Origin of the sequence: Rhizobium sp. Leaf321, assembly GCF_001423215.1 — a bacterium.
Classification (GTDB): domain Bacteria; phylum Pseudomonadota; class Alphaproteobacteria; order Rhizobiales; family Rhizobiaceae; genus Neorhizobium; species Neorhizobium soli.
Window position 1 is genome coordinate 534835 of record NZ_LMOF01000006.1, and the last position, 24583, is coordinate 559417.

The following is a 24583-nucleotide window of genomic DNA, read 5'->3' on the forward strand; positions in this document are numbered from 1 at the left end:
GCGATCGGGCGCGGGCCGGAGGCCGGTGTGGAGCATCACAGAACGGGCGATGCGTGAGACGTTGCGGCCTTATTCCGCAAACGACGTTGATGGAGTGCGTTGATGAATTCCCCACTTGCGCGGTATCTCAGAGATTTCGGCGCCGAGGCTGCGCTGCTTGCGGCCCCGATAGAAACGCCCTCTCACTTTGCGTCGCCCGCCGAGATGCCGGCGCTGGAAAGCTTTGCGCAGACGGTAGAAGTCGATCTCGAGGCCGAGCGTCGCGAAGCCTATGATGAAGGTCATCTTGCGGCGACCGAATCCTTGGAGGCGAAGCATGCCGAAGAGCTCGAGGCGCTGAAGGAACAGCATGCGCAGGAGATCGAACAGCAGCGTCTCCAGTTCGAGGACGGGTTGGCCGATTATCTCTCGAAGGCTCTTCCGGATCTCGCGTCGCGGGTCTCTGCCGAACTGTCCGAGGCGACGGCCCGCGTTCTGTCTCCCTTGCTCAAAGAACAGGTGATGCGCGGCGCTATCAACGAGCTTGTCGAGGAGCTGAAACCGACGCTCGCCAAGGAAATTCTGGAGCAGATTACGGTCTTCGGACCGGTGCATCTCTGCGATCTTCTCAAAGCCCAGCTTGAGGAGAAAGGCGATGCGGTGTCTTTCGTCCACACAGATGACACCGACATCCGCGTCGAGATCGGTGATTCGCTTCTCGTGACGCGCCTTTCTGCCTTTGCCGCCGACCTTGAGAGGGTGCTGGCATGAGCGAAGCTGAGAACCATCATCACGGCAAAAACGAAATCATCATCATCAAGCGTCACCGCGGCGATCACGACAGCCATCACGGCGGTGCATGGAAGATTGCGTTCGCCGACTTCATGACCGCCATGATGGCCTTCTTTCTCGTCATGTGGCTGGTCAACGCCGCCAATGAGGAAACGAAGGCATCGCTCGCGAGCTATTTCAATCCCGTGCCGCTGTCTGACGACACGCCCGCATCCAAGGGCATCAAGAAGCCGTCGGATCAGGCCAAGGGCGAAGATTCCGACAAGAAGTCGACCGTGGAGAACGACAAGACGGGCGGCGGCAAGGCGGGCATGGATGGCGAGTCCATTTCCGCCTCTGGCGACGACATGACCTTTTCCGAAGCAGCTCTGTTCCAGAATCCCTATTCCGTGCTTGCCAGCATCGCTCAGGAAGTAGGCCAACAGGCCAATGTCAGCACGAAGGGCGAGGGCGGCGCGAGCGATTCCGGTCCGTCCACCGGTGCGGATGGCGGAGAAGCCTATCGCGATCCTTTCGATCCGGATTTCTGGAGCAAGCAGCTCGACACCCCGGCGCAAGCCAAGCTTGCTTCGGACACGAGTCTGCCGGGCGAGCAGGCGAGCGCCTTTTCCCAGCCGCCCGCCGTGGAAACTGTCCCAGTATCGGTTAGGCCCGATGCCGTCTCAGCGCCCGATGCTTCTGATGCATCGGTCAAGAAGGCAAAGGCTGAACTCGACGCCGCCGGGCAGGACAAGGCCGAAGAGCTTCAGAAGGAAATTCAGGCGCAGGTCGCCGGGATTGCCGGCAAGCTGGCCGAGGGCATCGTGGTGCAGCCGGCCGAAGGCGGCACGCTGATCACGATCTCGGACGAAGCAAATACCGCGATGTTCAATGTTGGATCCGCATTGCCCGGCAAGGAGCTCGTGCTCGCCATGGAAAAGATCGGCAAACTCCTGGCCGCGCGTCCAGGGTCGGTGATCATTCGTGGCCACACGGACGGACGGCCTTTCAAGGGACGCACCGGAGACAATTGGAGCCTGTCAATGTCCCGCGCGCATGCGGCCTATTACATGCTCGTGCGGGGCGGCTTGAACGAGGAGAGGGTAAAGCAGGTCTCTGGATTTGCCGACCGGCGACTTCAAAACGTCGATGATCCGATGAGCGGCGCCAACCGCCGTATCGAAATCCTGCTGGGCAACGGATAAATCGAGATGATGCGTTCGCGCGATCGCCATAACTTGCTGCGCTCACTGGTCGCCGGGGTTTTTCTCGCCGCTGCGGGCAACGCCGTGGCCAGTGAGGATCTTGAGCCATACAAGATGATCCGCTCCCTGCAATATCTGCAGGACGCGATCGTCGCGGGCGATCATTCCGCCAACGAAATGCAGCGCTTCCTTCTCAAGACACTCGACCAGCGGCTACGCACGGCATCACCTGATGTGTTCAAGGATCCCCGCAACGTCGATGCGGTTTTCGTATTCGCCATGAGTGGCGGCAATCCGCAGACGCTGGATTTTCTTGCGGCACGCGATGTCGACGGTGAATTCGATGGCCGGTTGGCGCGCGTTCTCCGTCGCTATTTCCAGGGGCAGGGCCTGACGGCGGTCGCTGCATTCGAGGGGTTGGTCAAGGAGTATGGCACAAGCCCGGTTGGCCCCTATCTGGCGCTCGTCGCCGGCAACATCACGGCGAATGCCGACCCCGCCAAGGCGATCGGCTATTTCGATCAGGTTCGGCTGCTCGCACCCGGGACCAATCTGGAAGAGGCAGCGCTCAGACGGTCGCTCGCCGTGATCCTACAGACGGAGCCGGGCAGGGGCTTCGATCTGGCGGCGAAATACGTCCGTCGTTTTCTCTATTCTCCCTATGCCAGCCAGTTTATCGACATGTTCGTGCAACTTGCCACTGACGATGACGGCAAGGGTGACCGGAGCCGCTGGACCGACGTCGTCTCAATGATGGACGATCCGCGCGCGCACGAATTCTACCTCCGTGTATCCAGGCGCGCCTTGCTCGCGGGCAACAAGGATCTGGCTCGCTTTGCGGCATTGAACGCGGAACGTCTCTCCCCCAGTCCCGGTTCAGAGAACAATGCGATCGGGCAGCTGTATGGCGATCTTGCCAGCATTTCGTCCAGTAACGTTGTGGAAGCGGCAAAGAGTCTGTCGCAGATCCCCGATGGCGCGCTTTCCGAACGCGACAGGAACCTGCGTGCAGCGGCGCAAAAGGTCGTCGAACAGATCCTGATGGCACCCGAAACCTCGAGCGTATCGGCAGAGCCGGTGGTGATGCCCGCGGGCGAAGCGGGTCAGGCTGCGACGGCGTCCGCCACCATCCCTTCGGCGCCGGCACCGACCACCTCTGTGGCCAAGCCCGCAGCAAAGACCGAGAATCCGGAAATGGAGGCAAGCCTCCAGACCTATGTAGAGCAGAACAGAATGAAGCTGAAGCAGATCGACGACCTGCTCAGCGATGAGGCATATGAATGACGAACGTAGCAGGCGCTTCGGTTAAGGCAGTATCAGACGGGCAGGTCGGGACTCTTTTCGGAAAGGCATCGCCGCAGAACGGCGAAGCCGGCGAATTTGCCCAGGTGCTGACAGACGCGGACGCCGATGCCGGGAAATCGACAGAGAACGGCACGGCGGTTGCCGAAGACGGATCCGGAACGGGAAAGATTTCGCTCGGCAATTCCCGCTTCAAGACGCTTACCGACCTGACGTCGCTTGCCGCAAACTTCAAGCCGACGGAACCTGCGGATACCGCTGCTCCATCCGCTGCAACGCTTGTCCAGGCTGCAGCCGAGCTTCCGGTCGCAGCCCCGCAGGTGGACGTGCCGCACCCGGTCGGACAGCCGGTTCCGGCGCTGTCTGTAGACGAAGCGGTCAAAGAAGAGCTCGTCGGACAAGCCTTGCCGGAAGAGATTCCGGGTCAGGACCAGAGTGACAGCCTCAACCAAACAGGCAACATCAAACAGACCCGTAGCCCGGACAAGGCCGGCGGCCAGATCGACGTTACCCAGTTGGTTGCTACTGCAACCAAACGCGTCACGACTGTTGCTGCCGACGATGGAAAGGCGAAGATCGCCGGTGTGCTTTCGAAAGACGTGCCGGACGATGAAAGCCAAGGAGCGGCCCTCGCGACCGCTGTGCCAAATTCAACGGCTGCACTCTCAACAGCGGCACTGCTCAATCTGACGGCCAGCGTCGAGACCGGTAACCCGGCCCAGTCCGCGGATATAGCCGCACTGTCGGCCATGATCTCCGTGACCGAGACGGGGATCCCGAACGATAAGACGGACGCCAGCATGCCGTCCGACGACACGGATGCTGCCACGTCGTTCGATTTCCTCGATACGGGCGAGGCAGAACCCCAGACAGACGTCAAATCCTACCGCTTCCAGAAAGCCGGAGATGCGATTGCGGCTGTCAGCCTGTCGATCGTCACAGGCGCGGACGGTGGATCCGACCTGCAGGACAGCCTTCCAGGCACAGCCAACACCGAAACCGTCACGGTTCTCGACTCGCGGCGCTATCTGGGCTTTGGCGTCGGCGAAAATGCCAGCAATCTTTTGAGTGCCGCCTCCAGCAACAGGGAATGGACCGCGGCCATGCAGCCGTCTTCCGCGCTGACCGATCCGACCCGCACATCCGGCACGGGCAGCGTGGTCAATACGCTCAAGCTCCAGCTGACGCCCGACAATCTCGGCACCGTGACCGCGCATATGCGGCTGGTGGGAGATCAGCTGAGCATCCACCTTACCGTCCACAGCAGCATGGCCTATCGCGAGCTCAGCGACGACAGCAAGCCGATGCTCGATGCGTTGCGGGCCCAGGGCTTCAACGTCGACCAGGTGACCGTCAGCATGGCACCATCGACCGACAGCTCGAACTCGTCTGCAGACCAGCAGCAGGGCGGCAGCGGCGCCCAGACACAGCAGCAGCTCGCCCGTGACGGCGAGGCAGCTCGCCAGCAGGGACAGGCTCAGGGTGGCCGCTCCAACGACGGCAATCGCAACGACATGGAGAAGCGCAATGAGACTGTCGTTGAAACTGACATCGGCAGCGCTGGCACTGGCGACATTTACCTGTAGCGCGGTCGAAACCCGTGCCTGGCAGCTCTACGCCACCCAGCAGCCTCCTCAGCAGGCAGACGTGCCCAACGCCGCGCAGCCGGGGACGCAGAAGCGCGCCGGCGCGCCGCAGCGGCGCGATCAGGCCCGAACCGCCCAGCCAGGGACTGGCCAGGCTGGAAACGGCAAGATCACCTCGGAACAGGTCAGCATCTGCGAGGCCCAGATCCAGGCCGCAGCGCGCAAATACGGCGTCCCTGAAGGCATCCTCTACTCGGTGGGGCTGACAGAAACCGGACGCAAGGGATCGCTCAGTCCCTATGCGCTGAATATCGAAGGCAAGGCCTATTTCGCGTCGTCTGTGCAGGAGGCGATGCAGCTCTTTACCCAGGCGAAGAGCACGGGCGCCAAGCTGATCGATCTCGGCTGCATGCAGATCAATCACCACTTCCATGGCGAGGAGTTTGCCTCGGTTCCGGACATGCTCGACCCGAGAAAGAACGTCGAATATGCGGCGCTATTTCTGAAACGGCTGCACGACAAGCACGAGACATGGACGATGGCAGTCGCCAGATATCATGCCGGTCCCAACAACAATCCGGCGCAGCAGCGCTATGTGTGCCGGGTGATCGCCAATCTTGTTGCCACCGACTTCGGAAAATGGACGCGGAACGCGACGAATTTTTGCGGTCCGAGCGCAACCTGAACTAGAAATTAGTGAAATCTAATATCTGTTTACGGCTGCCGGTGAGAGAATGCGTTCAAACTGCGTTTTCAAGTGAGCATTTTCTCAAAAATTAATTTTCCACCGCGCATTATGCGGAGGCCACCCTTTTTCCACTAGATGTAGTACCAAATCGGCGCAACATGGTTAATCAATTATTAGCAAGCCCCTGTTACTTCCTCTAGTTGCCCAGATTCCTGACGATTCGTATCACTCTCTCACTGAGATGCGATATTGATTCGGAGGCGGACGAATGATCGTAGTGGTTGATGAACGAGAAATAGTGAAAGACGGTTACACGTCTTTGTTTGGGCGCGAAGGCGTTCCTTCTACCGGGTTTGATCCGGAAGAATTTACAGATTGGGTGAATTCGGCAGCGGAAGCCGATATTGCTGCAATCGAGGCGTTTTTGATTGGTCAGGGCGACCTGATCCATGATTTGCCACGGGCAATCCGTGGACGCAGCAGTGCACCGGTAATCGCTGTCAGCGATCAGCCGTCCCTGGAATCCACGCTTGCGCTTTTCGACTGCGGTGTCGATGACGTTGTGCGCAAGCCGGTTCATCCAAGGGAAATTCTGGCACGGGCAGCGGCTATCCGCCGCCGCCTGAACGCGGTTGCCAATCACACCGACATCGGCGCGATCCGGGTTTTCTCCGATGGCCGCGATCCGGAAGTCGAAGGCGAAGCGTTTGCACTTCCACGGCGCGAACGCCGCATCCTGGAATACTTGATTGCCAATCGCGGCCGTCGGGTTTCCAAGTCGCAGATCTTCAACGCCATCTACGGCGTGTTCGACGAGGACGTCGAAGAGAACGTGGTCGAAAGCCACATCAGCAAGCTTCGCAAGAAGCTTCGCAAGAAACTGGGCTTCGATCCCATCGATTCGAAGCGGTTCTTAGGATACTGCATCGACTGGAACTAACACTGAAAATGGCACCCAAATATGAGGTGCCATTTTTTTTGCGTGCTCGATTTGTCATTTTTGTCAGACAGATAGGGCCCTCGACTTCGACGCAGATCAGCGCTCGATGCCAGCACGCAGACAGCTTCACGCAAGGCCCATCCCCTAAAGTCATAAGCCTAAGTGCAACGAGGATTGCTATGAGCCTTTTCGGAACTATGAAAACCGCCGTATCGGGCATGAATGCACAGGCAAACCGCTTGGGCACCGTTGGCGATAACATTGCTAACTCGTCGACGACTGCCTACAAAAAGTCGTCCACGCAGTTTGCGTCGCTAGTGCTGCCATCGACGGCCGGCTCATACAATTCCGGTGGTGTCGAAACCAGCGTGAAGTATTCGATTTCTGAGCAGGGTGCTCTCGAATACACCACGTCAGGATCCGATCTTGCCATCCAGGGCGACGGATTTTTCGTCGTACAGAATTCAGCGGGCGAGACCTTTCTGACCCGTTCCGGCGATTTTACGCCGAACGAGCAGGGCAACCTGGTCAACTCTGCAGGCTATACGCTCCTCGGTTACTCCTACGATTCCGGAACCCCGACGACCGTCGTCAACAGCTATGACGGCCTGGTCCCGATCAATGTCGGCGGCTCGGAACTGAGTGCGGTCGCGTCGACCTCCGGGTCGCTCTCCGGCAACCTCAACAGCGCGTCCGATGTCGTCGCCGCAGACCTGCCGGCCGACAACACCGAAGATGTCGACGTCGACATGGACAGCACGCTGAAGACGTCGCTGACCAGCTACGACAGCCTCGGCAACCCGATCGTCTACGACTTCTATTTCTCGAAGACGGCTGCAGGCGAATGGCAGCTCAGCGTCTATAACGCAGCTGACGCAAGCACGACCGGCACCGGCAGCTTCCCTTATGGCGGTGATGGCGAACTCGCCAACCTGTCGCTCGCGTTTAATTCGTCCGGCAAGCTTGAAACGGTTGACGGTGCCGAGGAGCTTTCTGTCACGGTCAACGGGATCAAGTTCGATCTCGCCGGCATGACGCAGCTGTCGGCCAAGTCGAACATCTCGAGCGGCAGCGTCAACGGCAGCGCGCCGAGCTCCATCTCCAGCGTCAAGATCGAATCAGACGGCACGATCAACGCGGTCTATGCGGACGGTTCGTCGAAGTCGCTGTACCAGATCGCCATGGCGACGGTCGAAAGCCCCGACAACCTCGAAGTCTCCTCCGGCAACGTCTACCGCACGACGAGCAGCTCCGGCGTGGTCACCCTCGGCTTTGCCGGCTCCAGTGGATTTGGCGAGATCGTTTCGGGCGCGCTCGAAACCTCCAACGTCGATCTGGCCAACGAACTGACCGAGATGATCGAAGCGCAGCGCAGCTATAGCGCCAATTCCAAAGTGTTCCAGACCGGTTCCGATCTGATGGACGTACTGATTAATCTGGTCCGGTAGTTTCAGGAGTTAAGCGATGTCACTCGCATCGGCACTGAGTACGACAAAGAATATCTTGAACAACACCGCCACGCAGACGGGGGTGTTGTCGACAAACGTTCAAAACGTCGGGAACAGCGATTACAACCGCCGTTCCGCAGCGACTGTCACGAACGCCTATACCGGTGCCACGACCGTTCAGACAGCGCGGACGGAAGACGCCGCGCTGCTGAAGCAGACACTCTCGTCTACGGCCGACGATGCGGGACAGCAGACATTGCTGGCCGGACTGGAATCCGTCTACACAATCATGGGCGGGGACGGGTATTCGCTTGCTCCGTCCACGGCACTGTCCGAACTGCGGGACGCGCTGCAGACCTACGCGGCGACCCCCGGAGACGTGACGCTCGCTTCGGCTGCGGTCAACTCGGCGGTCGATGTTGCGACGGCTCTCAATACCAGCACCACCGAAGTGCAGCAGCTTCGGGCTGGCACCGACGCCCAGATTTCCGGCCAGGTTGACAAGCTCAATAAGCTGCTTGCGCAGTTCGAGCAGGCCAACAAGGCGGTTGTGACGGCGGCTGCGGCCGGCACCGACGGCAACAATGCTCTCGATACCCGCGAAAGCCTGCTCAAGCAGATTTCCGGCATCGTCGGCATCAGCACCGCGACGCGCGACAACAACGACATGTCGATCTATACGAATGGCGGCATCACGCTGTTCGAAAGCACGGCACGGCCTGTAACGTTCGATTCGACTGCGGGTTACGATGCAACGACGGTCGGCGGCGCAGTCTATATCGACGGCGTGGAGCTGAAAGCCGGCCAGAGCAGCGACACGACGGCGCAAGGGTCGCTTCAGGCACTCGTCCAGCTGCGTGACGAGGTCTATCCAACGTACCAGGACCAGCTCGACGAAATTGCCCGCGGCCTGATTTCCCTGTTTTCTGAAACAGATGGCGCAAGCCAGATCGCCGGTCTTTTCACGACGACCACAGGCGACGAAGTCGATTTTGAAACGGCTGAGATCATCACCGGCCTGGCTGGGATCATCACGGTCAATGCCGAGGCGGTCGCCGACCCCACCAAGCTCAGGGACGGCTCGATTTCGGGTGCCAGTGTCAACACCGAAAGCGCGAGCGGCTTTTCCACGTTGCTCAGCGAATATGTCTCGGGCTTCGAGACTTCCATGGAATTTGATCCTGCCGCCAAGATCGGCGACAAGGCCACATTGCTGGATTACTCAACGGATTCAGTCGGCTGGGTCGAGGAATACCGGAGCGGAGCCACAAATGCTGCGGAAACCACGACGGCCATGCTGTCGCGTTCAACCGAGGCCTATTCCAACGCAACGGGCGTCAATCTCGATGAGGAACTGATCCTCCTCCTCGATGTCGAACAATCCTACAAGGCGGCCTCAAAGCTCTTGTCGACCATTGACGAGATGCTGGCGGCGCTGATGGAGGCTGCGAACTAAGTCATGAAGACGACATCCATCTCAACCCTTTCCGTCAGCCAGACAATGCAGCTGACCGTACAGAACTCGCAGACCGAGATCGCCAAACTGCAGAAGGAATCGGTCAACGGTACCTATGCGGATACGGGTCTGGAACTCGGTACGCGGACGTCTGCAAGCCTCGATTACGGCCGCGAGTCATCACGGCTGCAGGCAATCATCGATTCCAATTCGCTGACCAATCAGCGAATGGATTCCTCGCAGCTTGCGATGGAGCAGATGTCCGACTCCGGCCAGACGCTGCTGGATTCGCTGGTCGCGCTCTCCGGCAGCAGCGACAAGACGAGCTTGCAGGTTTCTGCCGATACGGCGACGTCCGTGCTCGAGAATTTCGTCAGCTACGCAAACGTCTCGGTCAATGGCGAGTATCTGTTTTCCGGCATCAACACCGATGCCGCACCTCTGGACGACAGCTTCATCACCGACCTGACGGACGACTTCAACACGCAGTTTTCGAGCTTCATGTCGGCCAACGGTATCTCCAGCGCATCGGATATATCGTCCAGCCAGATGGCGACCTTCCTCGAGGACTATACGTCGTCCTTCGACTGGTCCGGCTGGACAAACGCGTCCGACACCAAAATGACCGGTCGTGTCAGCACGTCTGAGACCGTCACCACTTCGACGAGCCTGAATGCCGATGGCTTCAAAAACCTCGTTCTCGGCAGCCTGATCACGTCCCAGTTGGCAACGGCGGGCCTGTCCGCCGATGCACTGAACAAGGTCAACGCGACCGTTACCAATCTTGCCGGCCTATCGGTGTCCGGCATCGATGCTGAGCGCTCTTCCATGGGGCTTTCCCAGGAGCGCGTCGAAAAGGCCAATACCGCCATGTCGGCGCAAATGGATATCATCAACACCCAACTGACAGATCTCGTCGGCGTGGATACTTATGATGCTTCGGTGCGTCTCAACACGTTGTTGACGCAAGTAGAGACCTCATACACCATCACCTCCAAGATCCAGGGACTGAGCCTCGTCAACTATCTATAATGGGTAGTTGCCCCGCGGCATTTGGTTTGCAACATGAAGGAAGCAAGCATGTTCCAGTTTGCGTATGCCGAGGTAATCAAGGATGACCTCGCAAGCGCTAGAGAGAGAGAACGCCAGGTTCTGGCCCGCTCCATTGAGCTCCTCTCTGCAGTCCCGAACAAATCGCATTATGGACGCGAGGCCGTCGAGGCCATCCATTATACGCGCAGGGTCTGGACCCGGTTTATCGAAGACCTCAACCAGCCCGACAACGAGCTCGGCATCGAGCTGCGCGCAAAGCTGATCTCCATCGCCCTTTGGATACTGAAGGAATGCGAACGCATTCGTAAGAAGCAGTCCGACAATTACCAGGGCATTATCGACGTGACTACCATCATCAGGGATGGCCTAAGATGAAAAGCACACTGCGTATCTCGCTGAAGTCCGGCGAAAAGATCTTCATCAACGGCGCAGTCCTGCGTGTTGATCGCAAGGTTTCTCTCGAATTCCTCAACAACGTTACGTTCCTGCTGGAAAACCATGTTCTCCAGCCCGAGGATACGACGACCCCGCTTCGTCAGCTGTACTTCATCGCACAGATGATGCTGATCAATCCGGAAGGCAAGGACCAGGCCGTGACCATGTTCCGCCGGTCGGTCATGATGCTGCTCGCATGCTTCCGCAATCCGGAAATCATCGACGAGCTCAAGCAGATCGATGCGCTTGTCGCCTCCGATCGCGCTTTTGAAGCACTGAAGGCAATCCGCGCGCTCTATCCTGTCGAAGAGCGCATCCTGAACAGCAAGGAAGTCGCGCCGGCTGCTATCGCCGGTCTGCGCAAGGAGATGGGGCTATGGCAGTAGATACGGTATCATCCGCAACCTCGACGACTGCAACCAGTTCGTCGAAGGCTTCATCCGCTGCGGCAAGCGCTTCGCTCGATTACGACGCTTTCCTGCAGCTTCTGATCGCCCAGATGCAGAACCAGGATCCGACCGATCCGCTGGATGCCAGCGAACAGATCTCGCAGCTTGCAACCTTCTCGCAGGTCGAACAGTCGATCCAGACGAACACCAACCTGGAAAGCCTGATCGCACAGTCGTCGCTGTCGAACGCCTCGTCCTATATCGGCAAGACGATCACCAGCAGTGATGGCAAGACCAGCGGTGTGGTCGAATCGATCGAAGTCACGTCCGACGGTCTGGTTGCAACGACCGATGCTGGCAAGGAGATCACGATCGGCGACGGCATCACGATATCTGCGACGAAGTCCTCGGAGTCCTGATCCGACTGAATTCCTGAAATTGCAGGCGAGCCTGCGGTTTTGCCGGGGGCAGTACCGGTCGCTCAATTGCATTGGCGGTCGGTGGCTGTCATCATCCGCATGCGATTCGCGCCAGATGATGATGGCCACGACACCAATGCCCCGGATGATCCTGCAATGAATGAAGCCGATGCTCTCGACATGATGCACTCGGCGATATGGACGATTCTCATCGCCTCAAGCCCGGCAGTGCTGACCGCGATGATTGTCGGCATGGTCGTGGCGCTCATTCAGGCGCTGACGCAGATCCAGGAAATGACACTGACATTCGTGCCCAAGATCGTCGCCGTCATGCTGGCGCTCGGGATTGCCGCTCCCTTCATCGGCGGCCAGATCTCGCTTTTCACCGATCTCGTCTTTTCGCGCGTCCAGTCCGGTTTCTAGCGCACGGCTGCCAAGGCTGCGAGGCTTGCTCGCACGCTTCGCCTGCGATGATGGCGGACACCCTCACACAAGCTTCGCTGCCTAGAAGGGATCTGTCGCAACAGGTCTGGGCATTATCATGTCTTGCTTTTTGCGCGATCCATGGGCGCAGCATGCGCCTTTCTAATCTCATGAAGAGATACCGCATATGGCAATGACGAAGACGTCCATTACCCCCGTGAAGGCCGCGCCGAATGGCCGCGATATCGGCTTTGCCGTCGGTATCATGGCCATCCTGTGCATCCTGTTCCTGCCGGTGCCGGTCTTCATGATCGATATCGGGTTGGCGTTTTCGATCGCCTTTTCCGTTCTGATCCTGATGGTGGCGCTGTGGATCCAGCGGCCGCTGGACTTCTCGTCCTTCCCGACGATCCTTCTGATCGCGACGATGATCCGGCTGGCGCTCAATATCGCCACCACCCGCGTCATTCTTTCGCACGGCCACGAAGGCCATACCGCCGCCGGCGGCGTGATCGCGGGTTTCGCGAACCTCGTCATGTCCGGCGATTTCGTGATCGGTCTGATCGTCTTCCTGATCCTGATCGTCGTCAACTTCATCGTCATCACCAAGGGTGCGACGCGTATCGCCGAAGTCGGCGCGCGCTTCACCCTCGACGCCATTCCCGGCAAGCAGATGTCGATCGATGCCGATCTGTCCGCCGGCATCATTGACGAGAAGGAGGCGCAGCTGCGCCGCCGCGAGCTGGAAGAAGAAAGCTCGTTCTTCGGCGCCATGGACGGTGCCTCCAAATTCGTTCGCGGTGACGCTGTCGCCGGCCTGCTGATCACCACGATCAACGTGTTCGGCGGCATCATCATCGGGTACTTCCGTCACGGCATGGAAATCGGCGAAGCCGCCGACGTCTTCGTCAAGCTGTCGGTCGGCGATGGTATCGTTTCCCAGGTTCCGGCGCTGATCGTTTCGCTCGCAGCCGGCCTGATCGTCACCCGCGGCGGTACCCAGGGTTCCACCGACGTAGCTGTTATCGGCCAGCTGAGCGGCTATCCTCGCGCTCTGTGGGTCGCAGCCGGCATGATGGCGACCTTGGCACTGGTGCCCGGCCTGCCGTTCATGCCGTTCATGACGCTTGCATTCCTTCTCGCCGGTGCCGGCTGGGTCATTCCGCGGCAGATCGAAGCCGAGAACCAGAGGGTGCGCGAGAGCGAGGAAAAGAAGGTCGTCGAGAACCGCGAATCGGAAAAGGATTCGGTCAAGAACGTCCTCAAGACGGCAGAAATCGAACTGGCGCTCGGCAAGCAGGTCTCGCCGCGTCTTCTCGGCGCACACCAGGAACTCGGGTTCCGCGTCGGCAAGATGCGCAAGCGGTTTGCCACGCAATACGGGTTCGTCGTGCCGGAAATCAAGGTCGTCGACGATATCCAGATCCCGGAAAAGTCCTACCAGATCCGCATCCACGGAACGACGGTCGCCAGCAGCACGCTGCGACTGGGCGAAGTCCTCGTCATCGTCGGCAAGGATCGCAAGCCGTCGGTTCCCGGCGACGAGGTTCGCGAACCCACGTTCGGCATGCCGGCCGTCTCGGTGCTGGAGCATTTCGTCGAGGATCTAAAGCGCGAGGGTTTCCACCCGATCGACAACGTCTCGGTGCTTCTGACCCATGTCAGCGAAGTCATCCGCAACAACCTGCCGCAGCTTCTGTCCTACAAGGACGTCAAGATCCTCATCGAACGTCTCGATCCGGAGTACAAGAAGCTCGCGGACGAGATGTGCTCGTCGCACATGTCCTATTCCGGCCTTCAGGCGGTTCTCAAGCTTCTGCTTGCCGAACGCGTCTCGATCCGGAACCTGCACCTCATTCTCGAAGCGCTCGCCGAACTCGCGCCGCATGTCCGCAAGACCGAGCAGCTCGTCGAGCACGTGCGCGTCCGCATGGCCCAGCAGATCTGCGGCGATCTCGCCGACAACGGCATCCTTCGCGTCCTGCGTCTCGGCTCCAAATGGGACCTTCTGTTCCACCAGGCAATCAAGCGCGATCCGAAGGGCGACATCATCGATTTCGACATCGATCCGCGCTCGCTCGAAGAGTTCAGCGAACAGGCGGGCAAAGTCATCCGTGAATACATGGACAAGGGCATGCCCTTCGTACTTGTCACGTCGCCGGAGACACGCTCTTATGTGCGCATGATCATCGAGCGGCTGTTCGCAACCCTTCCCGTCCTGTCGCATGTCGAGCTGGCAAAGGGCACCGAGATCAAGGTACTTGGATCGATCTCATGATAACGGACCCGCAGGGCACGGTCATCGCTCTCTTTCTTGCATTCTGTCGAATCGGCGGCTGCATCATGATCATGCCCGGGTTCTCGTCTGCCAGATTGCCCATGGAAGTCCGGCTGTTTCTATCGGTGGCGCTGTCCATGGCGGTGCTGCCGATGGTCTGGGATACGATCTACCCCAGGGTTTCCGGTGACGCTGCGGGTCTTGGCCTGCTGATTGCGTCTGAAACCCTCGTCGGGGCCGTGTTCGGCCTGATCGCCCGCCTTTATGCGTCGGGTCTGCAGTTTGCCGGCGCCGCCATCGCCATGTCGATCTCCTTCAGCGGTCCGCCCGGATCCGACGTGCTGGAAGATTCGTCGGAAAGCCAGCTGACCAGTCTTCTGACTCTGTCCGGCCTGCTTGTCCTGTTTATGCTGAACTTCCATCACATCGTCATCAGGTCGCTGGTCGATTCCTACACGACAATCCCGCTCGCCGAAGGTCTCAATCCGCGGCGCATCCTGATCACCCTGACGGATACGTTGTCGGCCACGTTCATGATCGTCCTGAGGCTGATGAGCCCCTTCCTCGTCTACGGCATCATGTTCAACGTCGCTGTCGGAATGATCAACAAGATGGCGCCGCAGATCCCGGTCTACTTCATCTCGACGCCGTATGCGCTGATGGGTGGTATCTTCCTGCTCTATCTCGGCATCGCCTCCATGATCGAGGAATTCGTGCGCGGGTTTCCGCTTGTATTCACCGGGCTGTAGGCAAGGCTTCCAAGGAGGACGCGCGTGGCAGGCAACAAGAAATCCGACAAGCTGCGGCGTCTGGTCGATGTCCAGCGCCAGCTAGAAAAGCTCGCCGAGTTCGAGCTCAGCACCACGGTGCAGCGCAAGGCGGAAATCGATCAATCCATCGACACGACTGTCGATGCGCTGTCCTCGACCGATCCCGTACACCAGCAGTTCTCCAAGAATTACGCCGACCGGCTGACACGCCTGTTTTCGCGAAGCCAGCAGATCGTTGCCCAGCAGAAGGCGCAGGAACAGCGGGTCCTGCGCGAAAAGACCAAGGGCGATAGGCTCGAGGAGCGCATGGGCGACGCAAAGGAGCTGGAAGGCCGGCTTGCCGAGGACGAGCGCATGTACGATCTCGTTGATCTCGGCCTGATGGTCTCCACACCAGCTTCCAGCAAGCTTGATAAGGGATGATCCAGTTCGCTAAATAATGAGGAACTGGAATTGGCTATTTCCCCCCCGAGCGATCTTGTCCTGGATGTTGTCCAGGCCGCAGATCCGGGCCTGCTTCAGGCCGCACGTGAAAAGCTGAAGGCAAACGAAGCAACGGCGCAATCGGTCATGCTGGCCTCCAACGGTGTGGGTTTCGCCCAGGCCGTAAGCCAGACTGCCAAGTCCGCAGAGTCCGCCGGGTCCGACGCCACGGTCGAAAACGTCCGTGTTTCGCGCCACAAGGATATTCCGGAGACCTACCGGAAGTTCGAGGCAAGCGTTGCCTCCACGTTTATCCAGAACATGCTTCCATCCGAGAGCGAAGAAGTCTTCGGCAAAGGTTCCGCCGGCGATTTCTGGAAGGGCATGATGGCGGAACAGATTGCTGATGCCGTCTCCAAGCAGGGCGGTTTCGGTATTGCCGAAAAACTATTCTCGCAGTCGGTTCAGCATGCACGTGGCACGGCACCGAATGCCAAGACCGATGAAGGCGATCGCCAGATGGCGGTGGGCATGATCACTGATTTCCAGCGGCAGATCCTGTCTCCGTCGGAAAACGCCGGCGCAGCCAAGAAATCAAATTAATTAACATTAGAAGGTTGATATGGACGTCGTTTCCACTGACTACCGCATCAAGACCGTGCTCTCCCGTCTTGAGATGATCATCGATAACGAGAATGATCGGATTGGCCGCGACTCCGGCTTCGATCTTAAAGTGTCGAACGCCCACAAGAGCCGCTGCCTCTATGAACTGACGACCCTGTTCCGCGGACCGGACGTCAAGGAAACGTCGGCACCTTATCTTGGTCAGTTGCAGGGCCTGAAGAAGAAGCTGAAGCTCAACGCCCAGCGCGTCGAAGCGCATCTCGAAGCCGTCCGCGCCGTTGCCGACATCCTCAAGAACGCCGTCAAGGACATGGACGCCGACGGCACCTATTCGGAACATCAGTTCCGGTTCGGCACGTCCTGATGATCAAGGTTCTGCTGATCGGGCTCTGGGTCTGCATCGCCACGATCGGTGGCGTGTATGTCTCTGCGCAGATGTCGAAGGCGCCCGTGGCGACCGAGGCGGAAGCCGCGGTCTTGACCACGATCGTGCGAGGCAACCCGGTCAGCCTGCCGGTCATCAACAATGGCGCGGTGCAGGGTTATTTCCTCGGCCGCATCTCGCTTTCGGTCGACAGCATGAAGTCCAAGCACGTTCAGCTTCCGATGGAAGTCGTTCTGACGGACCAACTGTTCTCGCTTCTGATGGGCGAAAAGATGATCGACCTGAAAAGCGTCGGCACCTTCGATCCGGAAAGCTTCCGCACGAAGATCAAGGACGGCATCAACGCCAAGCTCGGCGATACGGTCGTCGCCAACGTGTTGATCGAACAGCTCGACTACATGTCGAAGGAGACGATCGACACGAACACGGCGAGACGCGGCAGCAACCCCATTCCGGCCCAGAAAATCGTCGAGGGCGTCAAGGTCGAGGCACCGGCGGCAGCTCCGTCGCACTAGGCAGTCGTCGCTGCGGATCAGGCATGCCGTTTCAACGGCCATGTCTTTTCGACACATCGCTCGCATTTTAACGGTTGGCTTCAAAGCCGGTTCAGCACTTTCCGCTAGGGTCCAGGACGACTGGATTTTCGAGCGGAGAGCACACGTGAACGCCTCGGTACACATCAACGCCTTCAAGGCAGTCCCGCACGGTCTGGGCAACGGCATCGAAGAGCTGAGCTGGACTGCCGCATTCGAGCGTGCGGAGGCTATGCTCAACGATCCACATCCATCGTCGACCATAACGTTTTCACGCGGTCTCGTCGAATATCGGACCCTTTCAGAAACGGGTGAGAGCGTTGCGCGCGCGCGGCTTCCCGTTCGTGGCAGCGTACGTCTGGCCGGCATATCGGCACGCCTGTTCGGCCCCGGCCTGCGTGACCGCTTCACCGCGTCGGCCTTCGTCCCGGCGTTCCTGACATTTTCCGAGAAGAACCGCCGCATTGGCCTGGTTGGCAACGACGTGGCGGTTCTCAAGCCGCTGCGCACCGCGTTCTCCCGCCATGCGCCCTGGCACCGTTTCGAGACTGTCGATCCGTCGTCGGTTCTGGAAGGCGGCTTTGATCTCGTGATCGCCGATCTTCGCCGTCCACAGGATCTCGATCGCCTCGTCCATCTGCCGGCCATTGCCTCCGCAGCTCTGACGATTGCCGCAAACGATGATCTCTTCCGTCTGCCGGTTCAGGTTTCGCGTCGTTAACGCTTTCTTTGCCATGGAAATTTAGACTGTCTTAAGAAAATCGGAGCGCTTCGGTGCTGCCCGCGAAACAAGACGGTCTTTCCATGGATAATTCTGAGATCGAAAAGCCCGACAGCCTGCTCGAGGATAGCGCCCGGGACAACCTTCCGGCGCGGCGTGCACTCCCGTCCGCGCTGCTCGGGATCGGTCTGATGACGGCCCTCGGAGGCGTGGCGCCGCTCGTCCTCCTTGGCAGCGGCGAGGCGACGTTTACCGCCCAGACGCAGCTGAAGGTCGGGGCAGTCAGTGAGCAGACCGTATCTGCTGCGACGGGGCAGCTTCTCGCCAGAACCACGATCGACAATCTCATCCATGCCCTGAACCTTGGCAAGGACAGCAGTTTTGCGACCGAACCCCAGAGCGTGACCGGCCTTCTCTACGAAATCCTGTCCGGCACCGGGACGACGACCCTGCAGGACGAAGCGGGTCTGCGCGACCGCCTGACCCGCGCAATCACCATTTCATACGACCGCAGCAGCACGGATCTGCGCATTGCGGCGACGGCCGGAAAGCCTGAAGAGGCCCGCCAGATCGTCGGCATGCTGGGCAATGCTGTGCCGACAGCCCTGTCTGTCGGCGCCTTCGATGGCCGCGACCCAGCCGTCGAAGCCCTTCGCGACACGCTGGGCCGCGCAGAAGCGGCGCTTTCAGGGTTTGTCAGCCGAACCGGCAAGGACAAGGTTGCCGAACTGAAAAGCCGGGCCTCCGAAATGCGCGACCTGAGCCGCGATGTCGAGCGGGCCGAGAGCGATCTCGTCGCTCTGAAAGACAGGCTGAGCCAGGCCTCCGCCATGAAGGTCGCCGACGTTCTGAACAAGCCTTTGCCGGACAGTCTGGACTATACCGGCCTCGAATATCAGCGCCAGCGGCATGTGGAAGCACAGCTTGCCGTCGATCAGCTCTCGAGCGATCTCGGCCCGCTTCATCCGCGTTTCCAGGCTGCCGAAGCAGTGCTTGCACAGGCGCGCCTCTCGGTCCAGGACGCGTTGAAGCAACTGGTGAAGTCGCTGAACAGCCAGCAGGTGCATGCCGCCGCGCAGCTTGCGGAACTTCGCGCCAAGCTGGAACAGCTTTCCGCAGACAAGACGGTGTCTGACGAGATCGCAGCGCTCTCGGGGCTGGAAACGGCCGTTGCGGAAGCGCGCGACAATTACTCAAGCGGTCGGTTCAACAGCCCAGGTTCTTCCAAGCTGGTCGCCGCCCCACGGGTGCAGATATCAAAGCCTCTGACCGTCACCCCCAACGAAGCACCAGCGACCGTCTGGCTCGGCTTGCCCTGGTACGCGCTGAGCGGTCTTGGCGCCATGGCTGGCCTGCTTCTCGGCGCTGCCGGCGCAATGCTGATGGGACGCCGTTCGTCGCCGGAGCCCGCGATCGACCATCTCGAGGCAGAGCATGCGCCGATTGAGATGGACGGTGTCGAGGACATCGCCGAGCTGCCGATGGATGCGCGTTGGGCCGCCGATCTGGATCTTACCGATGAGTCCGAAGAGATCGCAGCCGCCTACGAATATGACCACGGTCCAGGCTCCGACGCCTGGGCGCAGGATGTCGAGACCTATGCCGTGTCCGGGGATTACAGACACGAAATGGAGGAGCGCGAGGCCGCCAATGGCCTGCCGCTGTCCGCACAGCTTCGCGAACTGCTGATGGCAAACAGACAGCCTTACGATCAGGCCGCCGTTCCACCGCTTCTCGCGGTCGCAATTTCGGATCCGCACCGGCATGCGATGCGGGAGGAAGAGCTTGCCTATTCCGAACTCTCGCATGAGGATCGCCGGGCGATCGAGGAATTGCAGCTTCTGCGACAGGAAATGATAGAACTGCGCGACCGCGTGCAGAGCTATTCCGAACTGCGCACCGCGTCGGGACGATAGGGCAGGCACGTGTCACCCGGATCAAGATTTGACCTTGCTTTTGTTTGCTCCCGACAGCATTAGGCGCAGGTGAGCCAGTTCGGGCAGTAGCCTCCGGCTTAGATCTGTTCGGTCAACGGGAGATGGCACGTGGTCACGGTAATCGACGGCAAGCAGGCGGCAGCATCGGTCATTTCGGCAGTCACGGAGGCAGCGGAAAGTCTCGAACGGGCCGGCGGCGCAAAGCCCGGCCTCGCAGTCGTCATCGTCGGCAACGATCCGGCCAGCCACGCCTATGTCAGCTCCAAGAGCCGGATGGCGAAGCAGTGCGGCTTCAACTCGATCCAGCACACGTTGCCGGAAGAGACGACGCAGGAGGCGCTTCAGTCTCTCGTCGATACGCTCAACGCCGATCCGGCGATCCATGGCATTCTCGTCCAGCTGCCGCTTCCGAGACATCTCGATCAGGAGCCGGTGATCCAGTCCATCCTGCCGGAAAAGGATGTCGACGGCCTCAACATCGCCAATGCCGGCAAGATCGCCACCGGTGACCTGACGACAGGCATGATCTCCTGCACGCCGGCCGGCTCCATGCTGCTGGTCAAGCGCATCCATGGCGAAGACCTGTCCGGGTTGAACGCCGTGGTCATCGGCCGGTCCAACCTGTTCGGCAAGCCGATGGGCCTGTTGCTTCTGGCCGCAAACGCCACCGTCACCATGGCGCATTCGAAGACGAAGGATCTCGCCGCCGTCTGCCGCAACGCCGATATCCTGGTTGCCGCCGTCGGTCGGCCCGAAATGGTCAAGGCGGATTGGGTCAAGCCCGGCGCGACCGTGATCGATGTCGGCATCAACCGGGTGCCGGCACCGGAAAAGGGCGAGGGCAAGACCCGTCTCGTCGGCGACGTTGCTTTTGACGAGGCCTCAGATGTCGCCGCAGCCATCACGCCGGTTCCAGGCGGCGTCGGTCCGATGACCATCGCCATGCTGATGGCCAACACCGTAATCGCCGCCCATCGCGCCGCCGGGCTGCCTGCGCCAAAGTTCTGATTTCGGACCATTCATCACATTCAAGGCGCTTTGCTTGCACTGGCGCCCTTGAAACCTCTGGCTCTGCCTTAAATCCCCCTGTAGATTACGCTTCAAAGGGGAGGATATTTTGATGAAGAAATCGTTTTGGATCGGCACGGCTTTCGTCGCATTGCTGGCAGGGGCTGCAGGTGCGCAGGAACTGAAGTTCGCGCCCGGCGAAGATGCCAAGTTCAACTGGAAAAGCTACGAGGATTTCAAATCCGCGCATGGTGACCTGAAGGGCCAGAGCCTGACCCTGTTCGGTCCCTGGCGTGGCGAGGACGAGGTGCTGTTCAACAGCGTGCTCGCCTATTTCAATGCCGCGACGGGTGCGAACGGTAAATACTCGTCGTCCGAGAACTACGAGCAGCAGATCGTCATCGATACCCAGGCCGGCTCGCCGCCCAATATTGCCATCATCCCGCAGCCGGGTCTTCTGGCCGATCTCGCGACCAAGGGCTTTCTGACGCCGCTCGGCCAGGAAAATGCCGACTGGATCAAGACCAATTACGGTTCCGGCGAGGACTGGATCCGCTACGGCACCTACAAGGGCAAGGACGGCAAAGAGGCCTATTTCGGCTTCCCGTTCAAGGCCGACCTGAAATCGCTCGTGTGGTTCGTGCCTGAGAATTTCGAGGAAGCCGGTTACGAAGTCCCAAAGACGATGGAAGACCTGATCAAGCTCTCCGACCAGATCGTCCAGGATGGCGGCGTGCCGTGGTGCATCGGTCTCGGATCGGGCGGTGCCACCGGCTGGCCTGCGACCGACTGGGTCGAGGATATGATGCTGCGGACGTCGTCGGCCGAAACCTATGACAAGTGGGTGTCCAACGAGATCAAGTTCGACGATCCGGCAGTGGTTGGCGCCATCGAGGAATTCGGCAAGTTCGCCCGCAATGACAAATACGTCGCGGGCGGTGTTGCAGCGGTTGCCTCGACCGACTTCCGCGACAGCCCGAAGGGCCTCTTCGACATCCCGCCGAAGTGCTACATGCATCACCAGGCCTCCTTCGTGCCGTCCTTCTTCCCTGCGGACAAGGAACTGGGCGTCGATGCGGACTTCTTCTACCTGCCGACCTATGCCTCCAAGCCTGAACTCGGCACCCCGGTCCTCGGTGCCGGCACGATGTTTGCCATCACCAAGGATTCGCCTGCGGCAAAGGCCTTCGTCGAATTCCTGAAGACGCCGATCGCCCATGAAGTCTGGATGGCGCAGGCCTCCTTCCTCACGCCGTTCAAGGGCGCCAAGACGGAAGCCTATGCCAACGACACACTGCGCAAGCAGGGCGAACTGCTGACCACCGCCACCACCTTCCGCTTCGATGCATCCGACATGATGCCCGGTAAGATCGGCGCGGGCGCCTTCTGGACCGGCATGATCGATTATGTCGGCGGCAAGGATGCAAAGGCTGTGGGCGGCGATATCCAGAAGGCCTGGGACGGCCTGAAATAGTCATTCGCGTCGAAGGCTGTGCTCGCGACTGCTCTTCTCCCTCGACCACAGGGAGAAGGGTGGATGCGGGGGGCGAGGGGCATTTCCAGGGTTGGCATTTCCCGGATATGACGACGGAAGACCTGCTTAGCACTGCAGAAAAGGGGGAGGGCCTATGTTAGCTCAGATTGCATCTGCCATGGGTGTCGTCGTTGCCGGCGTTTTTGCCTGCGCGCTCTACTACTGGCTTTCCGACAAGCTGCTATCAGTGGCACTTCCGGTGCCGGAAGGCGATGCCCGCAAGGCCTCGGCCAATCTCAACCGTAGAGCCACGATCCGCCCCTGGCTGTTTCTCGGACCCGCACTCCTGCTGCTCGCGGTCTATCTCGTCTATCCCGTCATCGCGACGTTCATCCTGTCCTTCTACGATCGTTCCGGCGGCAATTTCGTCGGCTTGGCCAATTACCGCTGGGCCTTCTTCGACGCGCAGTTCCGCCAGTCGATCTTCAACAACATCCTCTGGCTCGCCGTCGTGCCGGCAGCCTGCACCTTCCTCGGCCTGGTCATCGCGGTGCTCACAGACCGTATCTGGTGGGGAAATCTCGCCAAGAGCCTGATCTTCATGCCGATGGCGATCTCGTTCGTCGGCGCTTCGGTGATATGGAAATTCATCTACGAATTCCGTGGCGGCAACGAAACGCAGATCGGCCTCCTGAACGCCATCGTCCGGGCAATCGGCGGCGATCCGCAGGTATGGATCTCGCTGCCCTTCTGGAACAACTTCTTTCTGATGGCGATCCTGATCTGGATCCAGACCGGTTTTGCGATGGTCATCCTGTCGGCAGCGCTACGCGGGATTCCTGAGGAAACCGTCGAAGCGGCCGTCATCGATGGCGCCAATGGCTGGCAGATCTTCTGGAAAATCATGGTGCCGCAGATCTGGGGCACGATCGCAGTGGTCTGGACCACGATCACTATTCTCGTCCTCAAGGTGTTCGATATCGTTCTGACCATGACCAACGGTCAGTGGAACACGATGGTGCTTGCCAACCTGATGTTCGACTGGATGTTCCGCGGCGGCGGCGACAGCGGCCGAAGTGCCGTCATCGCGCTGGTCATCATGGCGGCGGTGACGCCGATCATGATCTGGAACATCCGTCAGGCGAACCGCGACATGGGAGACCATTGAGATGAGCGCTGTCGCAAGCCTTCGCCGCATCGGCGTTCCAAGACTGATCCTTCATGCCTCGGTTCTGTTGATCTGTATCATCTGGCTGATCCCGACGCTCGGCATCCTCGTCACCTCGTTCCGCGATGCCGGCCAGATCACCTCCTCGGGCTGGTGGACGGCGCTGACCGGTGCCGCCGAAACCAGCGCAGCACGCCTCGGCGATCCCGCAAGCGCCCTGCAGGACGGACCCAACTACATCATTTCAGGCTCCGTCTTCGATGGCGGCGACGTCAAGAGCGGCAGTGTCGTCGCCTTCGGCACCAGGGTCGCTGCACCGACAGAATTCGAGGCCGGCAAGGAAGCGGATCTGGGAGACGGCGAGAAGCTCACCGTCAACACGGATGGCAGCTATTCCTACGTGAAGAGCGGCCCGTTCGACGACAAGCGCGGCAAGCGCATCTATCTCTCGATCACCCAGCCGCCGAACTTCACCCTCAACAATTACCGCACGGTACTGACGTCCGCCGGCATCGGCCAGTCCTTTATCAATTCGTTGACGGTCGCAATACCCGCCACCATCATCCCGATCCTGATCGCAGCCTTCGCAGCCTATGCCCTGTCTTGGATGCAGTTTCCCGGCCGGTCGCTGATCATCGCGCTCGTGGTCGGGCTGATCGTCGTGCCGCTGCAGATGACGTTGATCCCGTTGCTGACGCTCTATAACGACATCGGCAACCTGTTCGGCGTGTCGTCGCGCTCCTATGTCGGGATATGGCTTGCGCATGCGGCCTTCGGCATGCCGCTCGCGATCTATCTCCTGCGAAACTACATTGCAGGTCTGCCCAAGGAGATCATCGAATCCGCCCGTGTCGATGGTGCCAGCGATTTCGAGATCTTCGTCAAGATCGTCCTTCCGCTGTCGTTTCCGGCACTCGCCTCCTTCTCGATCTTCCAGTTCCTGTGGACGTGGAACGACCTTCTCGTCGCCATGGTGTTTCTCGGAACCGGCAAGGATCAGCTGGTCTTGACCGGCTCTCTCAACGCGCTGTTGGGGTCGATGGGCGGCAAATGGGAAATTCTCACCGCTTCGGCCTTCATAACCATCATCGTCCCGATTATCGTCTTTTTTGCGCTGCAGCGATACCTCGTCCGCGGCCTGCTCGCCGGGTCGGTCAAGGGCGGATGA

The 24583-nt window shown here is 59.8% G+C and carries 25 protein-coding genes; all 25 read left to right on the top strand.

From position 1 onward, the window contains the following. Window positions 1-102: 102 nt before the first annotated feature. The 25 genes from ASF70_RS08920 (at window position 103) to ASF70_RS09040 (ending at window position 24583) form a co-directional block, all read left to right on the top strand. On the top strand, window positions 103-750 hold the full coding sequence (locus ASF70_RS08920) for a hypothetical protein (RefSeq protein WP_062579103.1): 648 nt from the start codon (window positions 103-105) through the stop codon (window positions 748-750). Next, window positions 747-1955, top strand: a complete 1209-nt coding sequence (locus tag ASF70_RS08925) for a MotB family protein (RefSeq protein WP_062579105.1) — start codon at window positions 747-749, stop codon at window positions 1953-1955. The genes ASF70_RS08920 and ASF70_RS08925 overlap by 4 nt, the downstream gene beginning before the upstream one ends. Before the next feature lie 6 nt (window positions 1956-1961). Continuing rightward, complete coding sequence (locus ASF70_RS08930; RefSeq protein ID WP_062453798.1) at window positions 1962-3239, top strand: chemotaxis protein; 1278 nt, start codon at window positions 1962-1964, stop codon at window positions 3237-3239. Then, window positions 3236-4843 (top strand): flagellar hook-length control protein FliK, encoded by a 1608-nt coding sequence (locus ASF70_RS08935; protein WP_062579108.1) that lies wholly within the window; start codon window positions 3236-3238, stop codon window positions 4841-4843. Before ASF70_RS08930 ends, ASF70_RS08935 begins: the two co-directional genes overlap by 4 nt. Window positions 4844-5012: 169 nt before the next feature. Beyond that, a complete protein-coding gene (locus ASF70_RS08940; protein ID WP_062454870.1) occupies window positions 5013-5528 on the top strand; it encodes a transglycosylase SLT domain-containing protein in 516 nt (171 codons plus the stop codon). A gap of 271 nt (window positions 5529-5799) precedes the next feature. After that, entirely contained in the window at window positions 5800-6471 is a 672-nt protein-coding gene (locus tag ASF70_RS08945) for a winged helix-turn-helix domain-containing protein (RefSeq protein WP_062579110.1), read from the top strand. 179 nt (window positions 6472-6650) lie between these two features. Beyond that, window positions 6651-7919 carry a flagellar hook protein FlgE gene (locus ASF70_RS08950; protein ID WP_062579112.1) on the top strand — a complete coding sequence of 423 codons (1269 nt, stop codon included), beginning with the start codon at window positions 6651-6653 and terminating at the stop codon, window positions 7917-7919. Between the two features lie 16 nt (window positions 7920-7935). Further along, window positions 7936-9375 carry a flagellar hook-associated protein FlgK gene (gene flgK / locus ASF70_RS08955; protein ID WP_062453794.1) on the top strand — a complete coding sequence of 480 codons (1440 nt, stop codon included), beginning with the start codon at window positions 7936-7938 and terminating at the stop codon, window positions 9373-9375. Window positions 9376-9378: 3 nt separating this feature from the next. Beyond that, complete coding sequence (locus tag ASF70_RS08960) at window positions 9379-10407, top strand: flagellar hook-associated family protein (RefSeq protein WP_062579114.1); 1029 nt, start codon at window positions 9379-9381, stop codon at window positions 10405-10407. 48 nt (window positions 10408-10455) lie between these two features. After that, window positions 10456-10803 (top strand): flagellar biosynthesis regulator FlaF, encoded by a 348-nt coding sequence (flaF, locus tag ASF70_RS08965; protein WP_062453792.1) that lies wholly within the window; start codon window positions 10456-10458, stop codon window positions 10801-10803. Continuing rightward, window positions 10800-11249, top strand: a complete 450-nt coding sequence (gene flbT / locus ASF70_RS08970) for a flagellar biosynthesis repressor FlbT (RefSeq protein ID WP_062453791.1) — start codon at window positions 10800-10802, stop codon at window positions 11247-11249. The genes flaF and flbT overlap by 4 nt, the downstream gene beginning before the upstream one ends. After that, the gene (gene flgD, locus ASF70_RS08975; protein ID WP_062453790.1) at window positions 11240-11671 is read left to right on the top strand and encodes a flagellar hook assembly protein FlgD; all 432 of its coding nucleotides are present in this window, start codon (window positions 11240-11242) and stop codon (window positions 11669-11671) included. Before flbT ends, flgD begins: the two co-directional genes overlap by 10 nt. 156 nt (window positions 11672-11827) lie before the next feature. Next, window positions 11828-12094 carry a flagellar biosynthesis protein FliQ gene (gene fliQ / locus ASF70_RS08980; protein ID WP_062454868.1) on the top strand — a complete coding sequence of 89 codons (267 nt, stop codon included), beginning with the start codon at window positions 11828-11830 and terminating at the stop codon, window positions 12092-12094. A gap of 193 nt (window positions 12095-12287) precedes the next feature. Continuing rightward, a complete protein-coding gene (flhA, locus tag ASF70_RS08985) occupies window positions 12288-14372 on the top strand; it encodes a flagellar biosynthesis protein FlhA (RefSeq protein ID WP_062454866.1) in 2085 nt (694 codons plus the stop codon). Next, window positions 14369-15121: a flagellar biosynthetic protein FliR gene (gene fliR / locus ASF70_RS08990; protein WP_062453789.1), complete on the top strand. Its 753-nt coding sequence runs from the start codon at window positions 14369-14371 to the stop codon at window positions 15119-15121. The genes flhA and fliR overlap by 4 nt, the downstream gene beginning before the upstream one ends. Window positions 15122-15145: 24 nt before the next feature. Then, complete coding sequence (locus tag ASF70_RS08995; RefSeq protein ID WP_062453788.1) at window positions 15146-15565, top strand: hypothetical protein; 420 nt, start codon at window positions 15146-15148, stop codon at window positions 15563-15565. Between the two features lie 30 nt (window positions 15566-15595). Beyond that, complete coding sequence (locus ASF70_RS09000; protein ID WP_062579116.1) at window positions 15596-16168, top strand: rod-binding protein; 573 nt, start codon at window positions 15596-15598, stop codon at window positions 16166-16168. 19 nt (window positions 16169-16187) lie between these two features. Continuing rightward, window positions 16188-16553, top strand: coding sequence for a hypothetical protein (locus ASF70_RS09005; RefSeq protein WP_062453786.1), 366 nt, complete (start codon window positions 16188-16190; stop codon window positions 16551-16553). Further along, complete coding sequence (locus ASF70_RS09010) at window positions 16553-17089, top strand: hypothetical protein (protein WP_062579118.1); 537 nt, start codon at window positions 16553-16555, stop codon at window positions 17087-17089. Before ASF70_RS09005 ends, ASF70_RS09010 begins: the two co-directional genes overlap by 1 nt. Before the next feature lie 145 nt (window positions 17090-17234). After that, a complete protein-coding gene (locus tag ASF70_RS09015; RefSeq protein ID WP_062579120.1) occupies window positions 17235-17828 on the top strand; it encodes a hypothetical protein in 594 nt (197 codons plus the stop codon). 83 nt (window positions 17829-17911) lie between these two features. Beyond that, entirely contained in the window at window positions 17912-19744 is a 1833-nt protein-coding gene (locus tag ASF70_RS09020) for a hypothetical protein (protein ID WP_062579122.1), read from the top strand. A 129-nt stretch (window positions 19745-19873) separates the two neighbouring features. Next, window positions 19874-20773, top strand: a complete 900-nt coding sequence (folD, locus tag ASF70_RS09025) for a bifunctional methylenetetrahydrofolate dehydrogenase/methenyltetrahydrofolate cyclohydrolase FolD (protein WP_062579123.1) — start codon at window positions 19874-19876, stop codon at window positions 20771-20773. A 112-nt stretch (window positions 20774-20885) separates the two neighbouring features. Continuing rightward, window positions 20886-22247: an ABC transporter substrate-binding protein gene (locus ASF70_RS09030; protein WP_062579124.1), complete on the top strand. Its 1362-nt coding sequence runs from the start codon at window positions 20886-20888 to the stop codon at window positions 22245-22247. Between the two features lie 154 nt (window positions 22248-22401). After that, on the top strand, window positions 22402-23415 hold the full coding sequence (locus ASF70_RS09035) for a sugar ABC transporter permease (RefSeq protein ID WP_062579126.1): 1014 nt from the start codon (window positions 22402-22404) through the stop codon (window positions 23413-23415). Window position 23416: 1 nt separating this feature from the next. Beyond that, a complete protein-coding gene (locus ASF70_RS09040; protein ID WP_062579128.1) occupies window positions 23417-24583 on the top strand; it encodes a carbohydrate ABC transporter permease in 1167 nt (388 codons plus the stop codon).

Excerpts from the sequence above, each read along its gene's own strand:
- flbT (WP_062453791.1), top strand. The coding sequence starts at position 10,800 with ATGAAAAGCACACTGCGTATCTCGCTGAAGTCCGGCGAAAAGATCTTC.
- ASF70_RS08945 (WP_062579110.1), top strand. The coding sequence starts at position 5,800 with ATGATCGTAGTGGTTGATGAACGAGAAATAGTGAAAGACGGTTACACG.
- flaF (WP_062453792.1), top strand. The coding sequence starts at position 10,456 with ATGTTCCAGTTTGCGTATGCCGAGGTAATCAAGGATGACCTCGCAAGC.
- ASF70_RS09010 (WP_062579118.1), top strand. The coding sequence starts at position 16,553 with ATGATCAAGGTTCTGCTGATCGGGCTCTGGGTCTGCATCGCCACGATC.
- ASF70_RS09040 (WP_062579128.1), top strand. The coding sequence starts at position 23,417 with ATGAGCGCTGTCGCAAGCCTTCGCCGCATCGGCGTTCCAAGACTGATC.
- flgK (WP_062453794.1), top strand. The coding sequence starts at position 7,936 with ATGTCACTCGCATCGGCACTGAGTACGACAAAGAATATCTTGAACAAC.
- ASF70_RS09005 (WP_062453786.1), top strand. The coding sequence starts at position 16,188 with ATGGACGTCGTTTCCACTGACTACCGCATCAAGACCGTGCTCTCCCGT.
- ASF70_RS08930 (WP_062453798.1), top strand. The coding sequence starts at position 1,962 with ATGATGCGTTCGCGCGATCGCCATAACTTGCTGCGCTCACTGGTCGCC.
- fliQ (WP_062454868.1), top strand. The coding sequence starts at position 11,828 with ATGAATGAAGCCGATGCTCTCGACATGATGCACTCGGCGATATGGACG.
- flhA (WP_062454866.1), top strand. The coding sequence starts at position 12,288 with ATGACGAAGACGTCCATTACCCCCGTGAAGGCCGCGCCGAATGGCCGC.
- ASF70_RS08935 (WP_062579108.1), top strand. The coding sequence starts at position 3,236 with ATGACGAACGTAGCAGGCGCTTCGGTTAAGGCAGTATCAGACGGGCAG.
- ASF70_RS09030 (WP_062579124.1), top strand. The coding sequence starts at position 20,886 with ATGAAGAAATCGTTTTGGATCGGCACGGCTTTCGTCGCATTGCTGGCA.
- ASF70_RS08920 (WP_062579103.1), top strand. The coding sequence starts at position 103 with ATGAATTCCCCACTTGCGCGGTATCTCAGAGATTTCGGCGCCGAGGCT.
- fliR (WP_062453789.1), top strand. The coding sequence starts at position 14,369 with ATGATAACGGACCCGCAGGGCACGGTCATCGCTCTCTTTCTTGCATTC.
- ASF70_RS09020 (WP_062579122.1), top strand. The coding sequence starts at position 17,912 with ATGGATAATTCTGAGATCGAAAAGCCCGACAGCCTGCTCGAGGATAGC.
- flgD (WP_062453790.1), top strand. The coding sequence starts at position 11,240 with ATGGCAGTAGATACGGTATCATCCGCAACCTCGACGACTGCAACCAGT.
- ASF70_RS08925 (WP_062579105.1), top strand. The coding sequence starts at position 747 with ATGAGCGAAGCTGAGAACCATCATCACGGCAAAAACGAAATCATCATC.
- ASF70_RS08960 (WP_062579114.1), top strand. The coding sequence starts at position 9,379 with ATGAAGACGACATCCATCTCAACCCTTTCCGTCAGCCAGACAATGCAG.
- ASF70_RS09035 (WP_062579126.1), top strand. The coding sequence starts at position 22,402 with ATGTTAGCTCAGATTGCATCTGCCATGGGTGTCGTCGTTGCCGGCGTT.
- ASF70_RS08950 (WP_062579112.1), top strand. The coding sequence starts at position 6,651 with ATGAGCCTTTTCGGAACTATGAAAACCGCCGTATCGGGCATGAATGCA.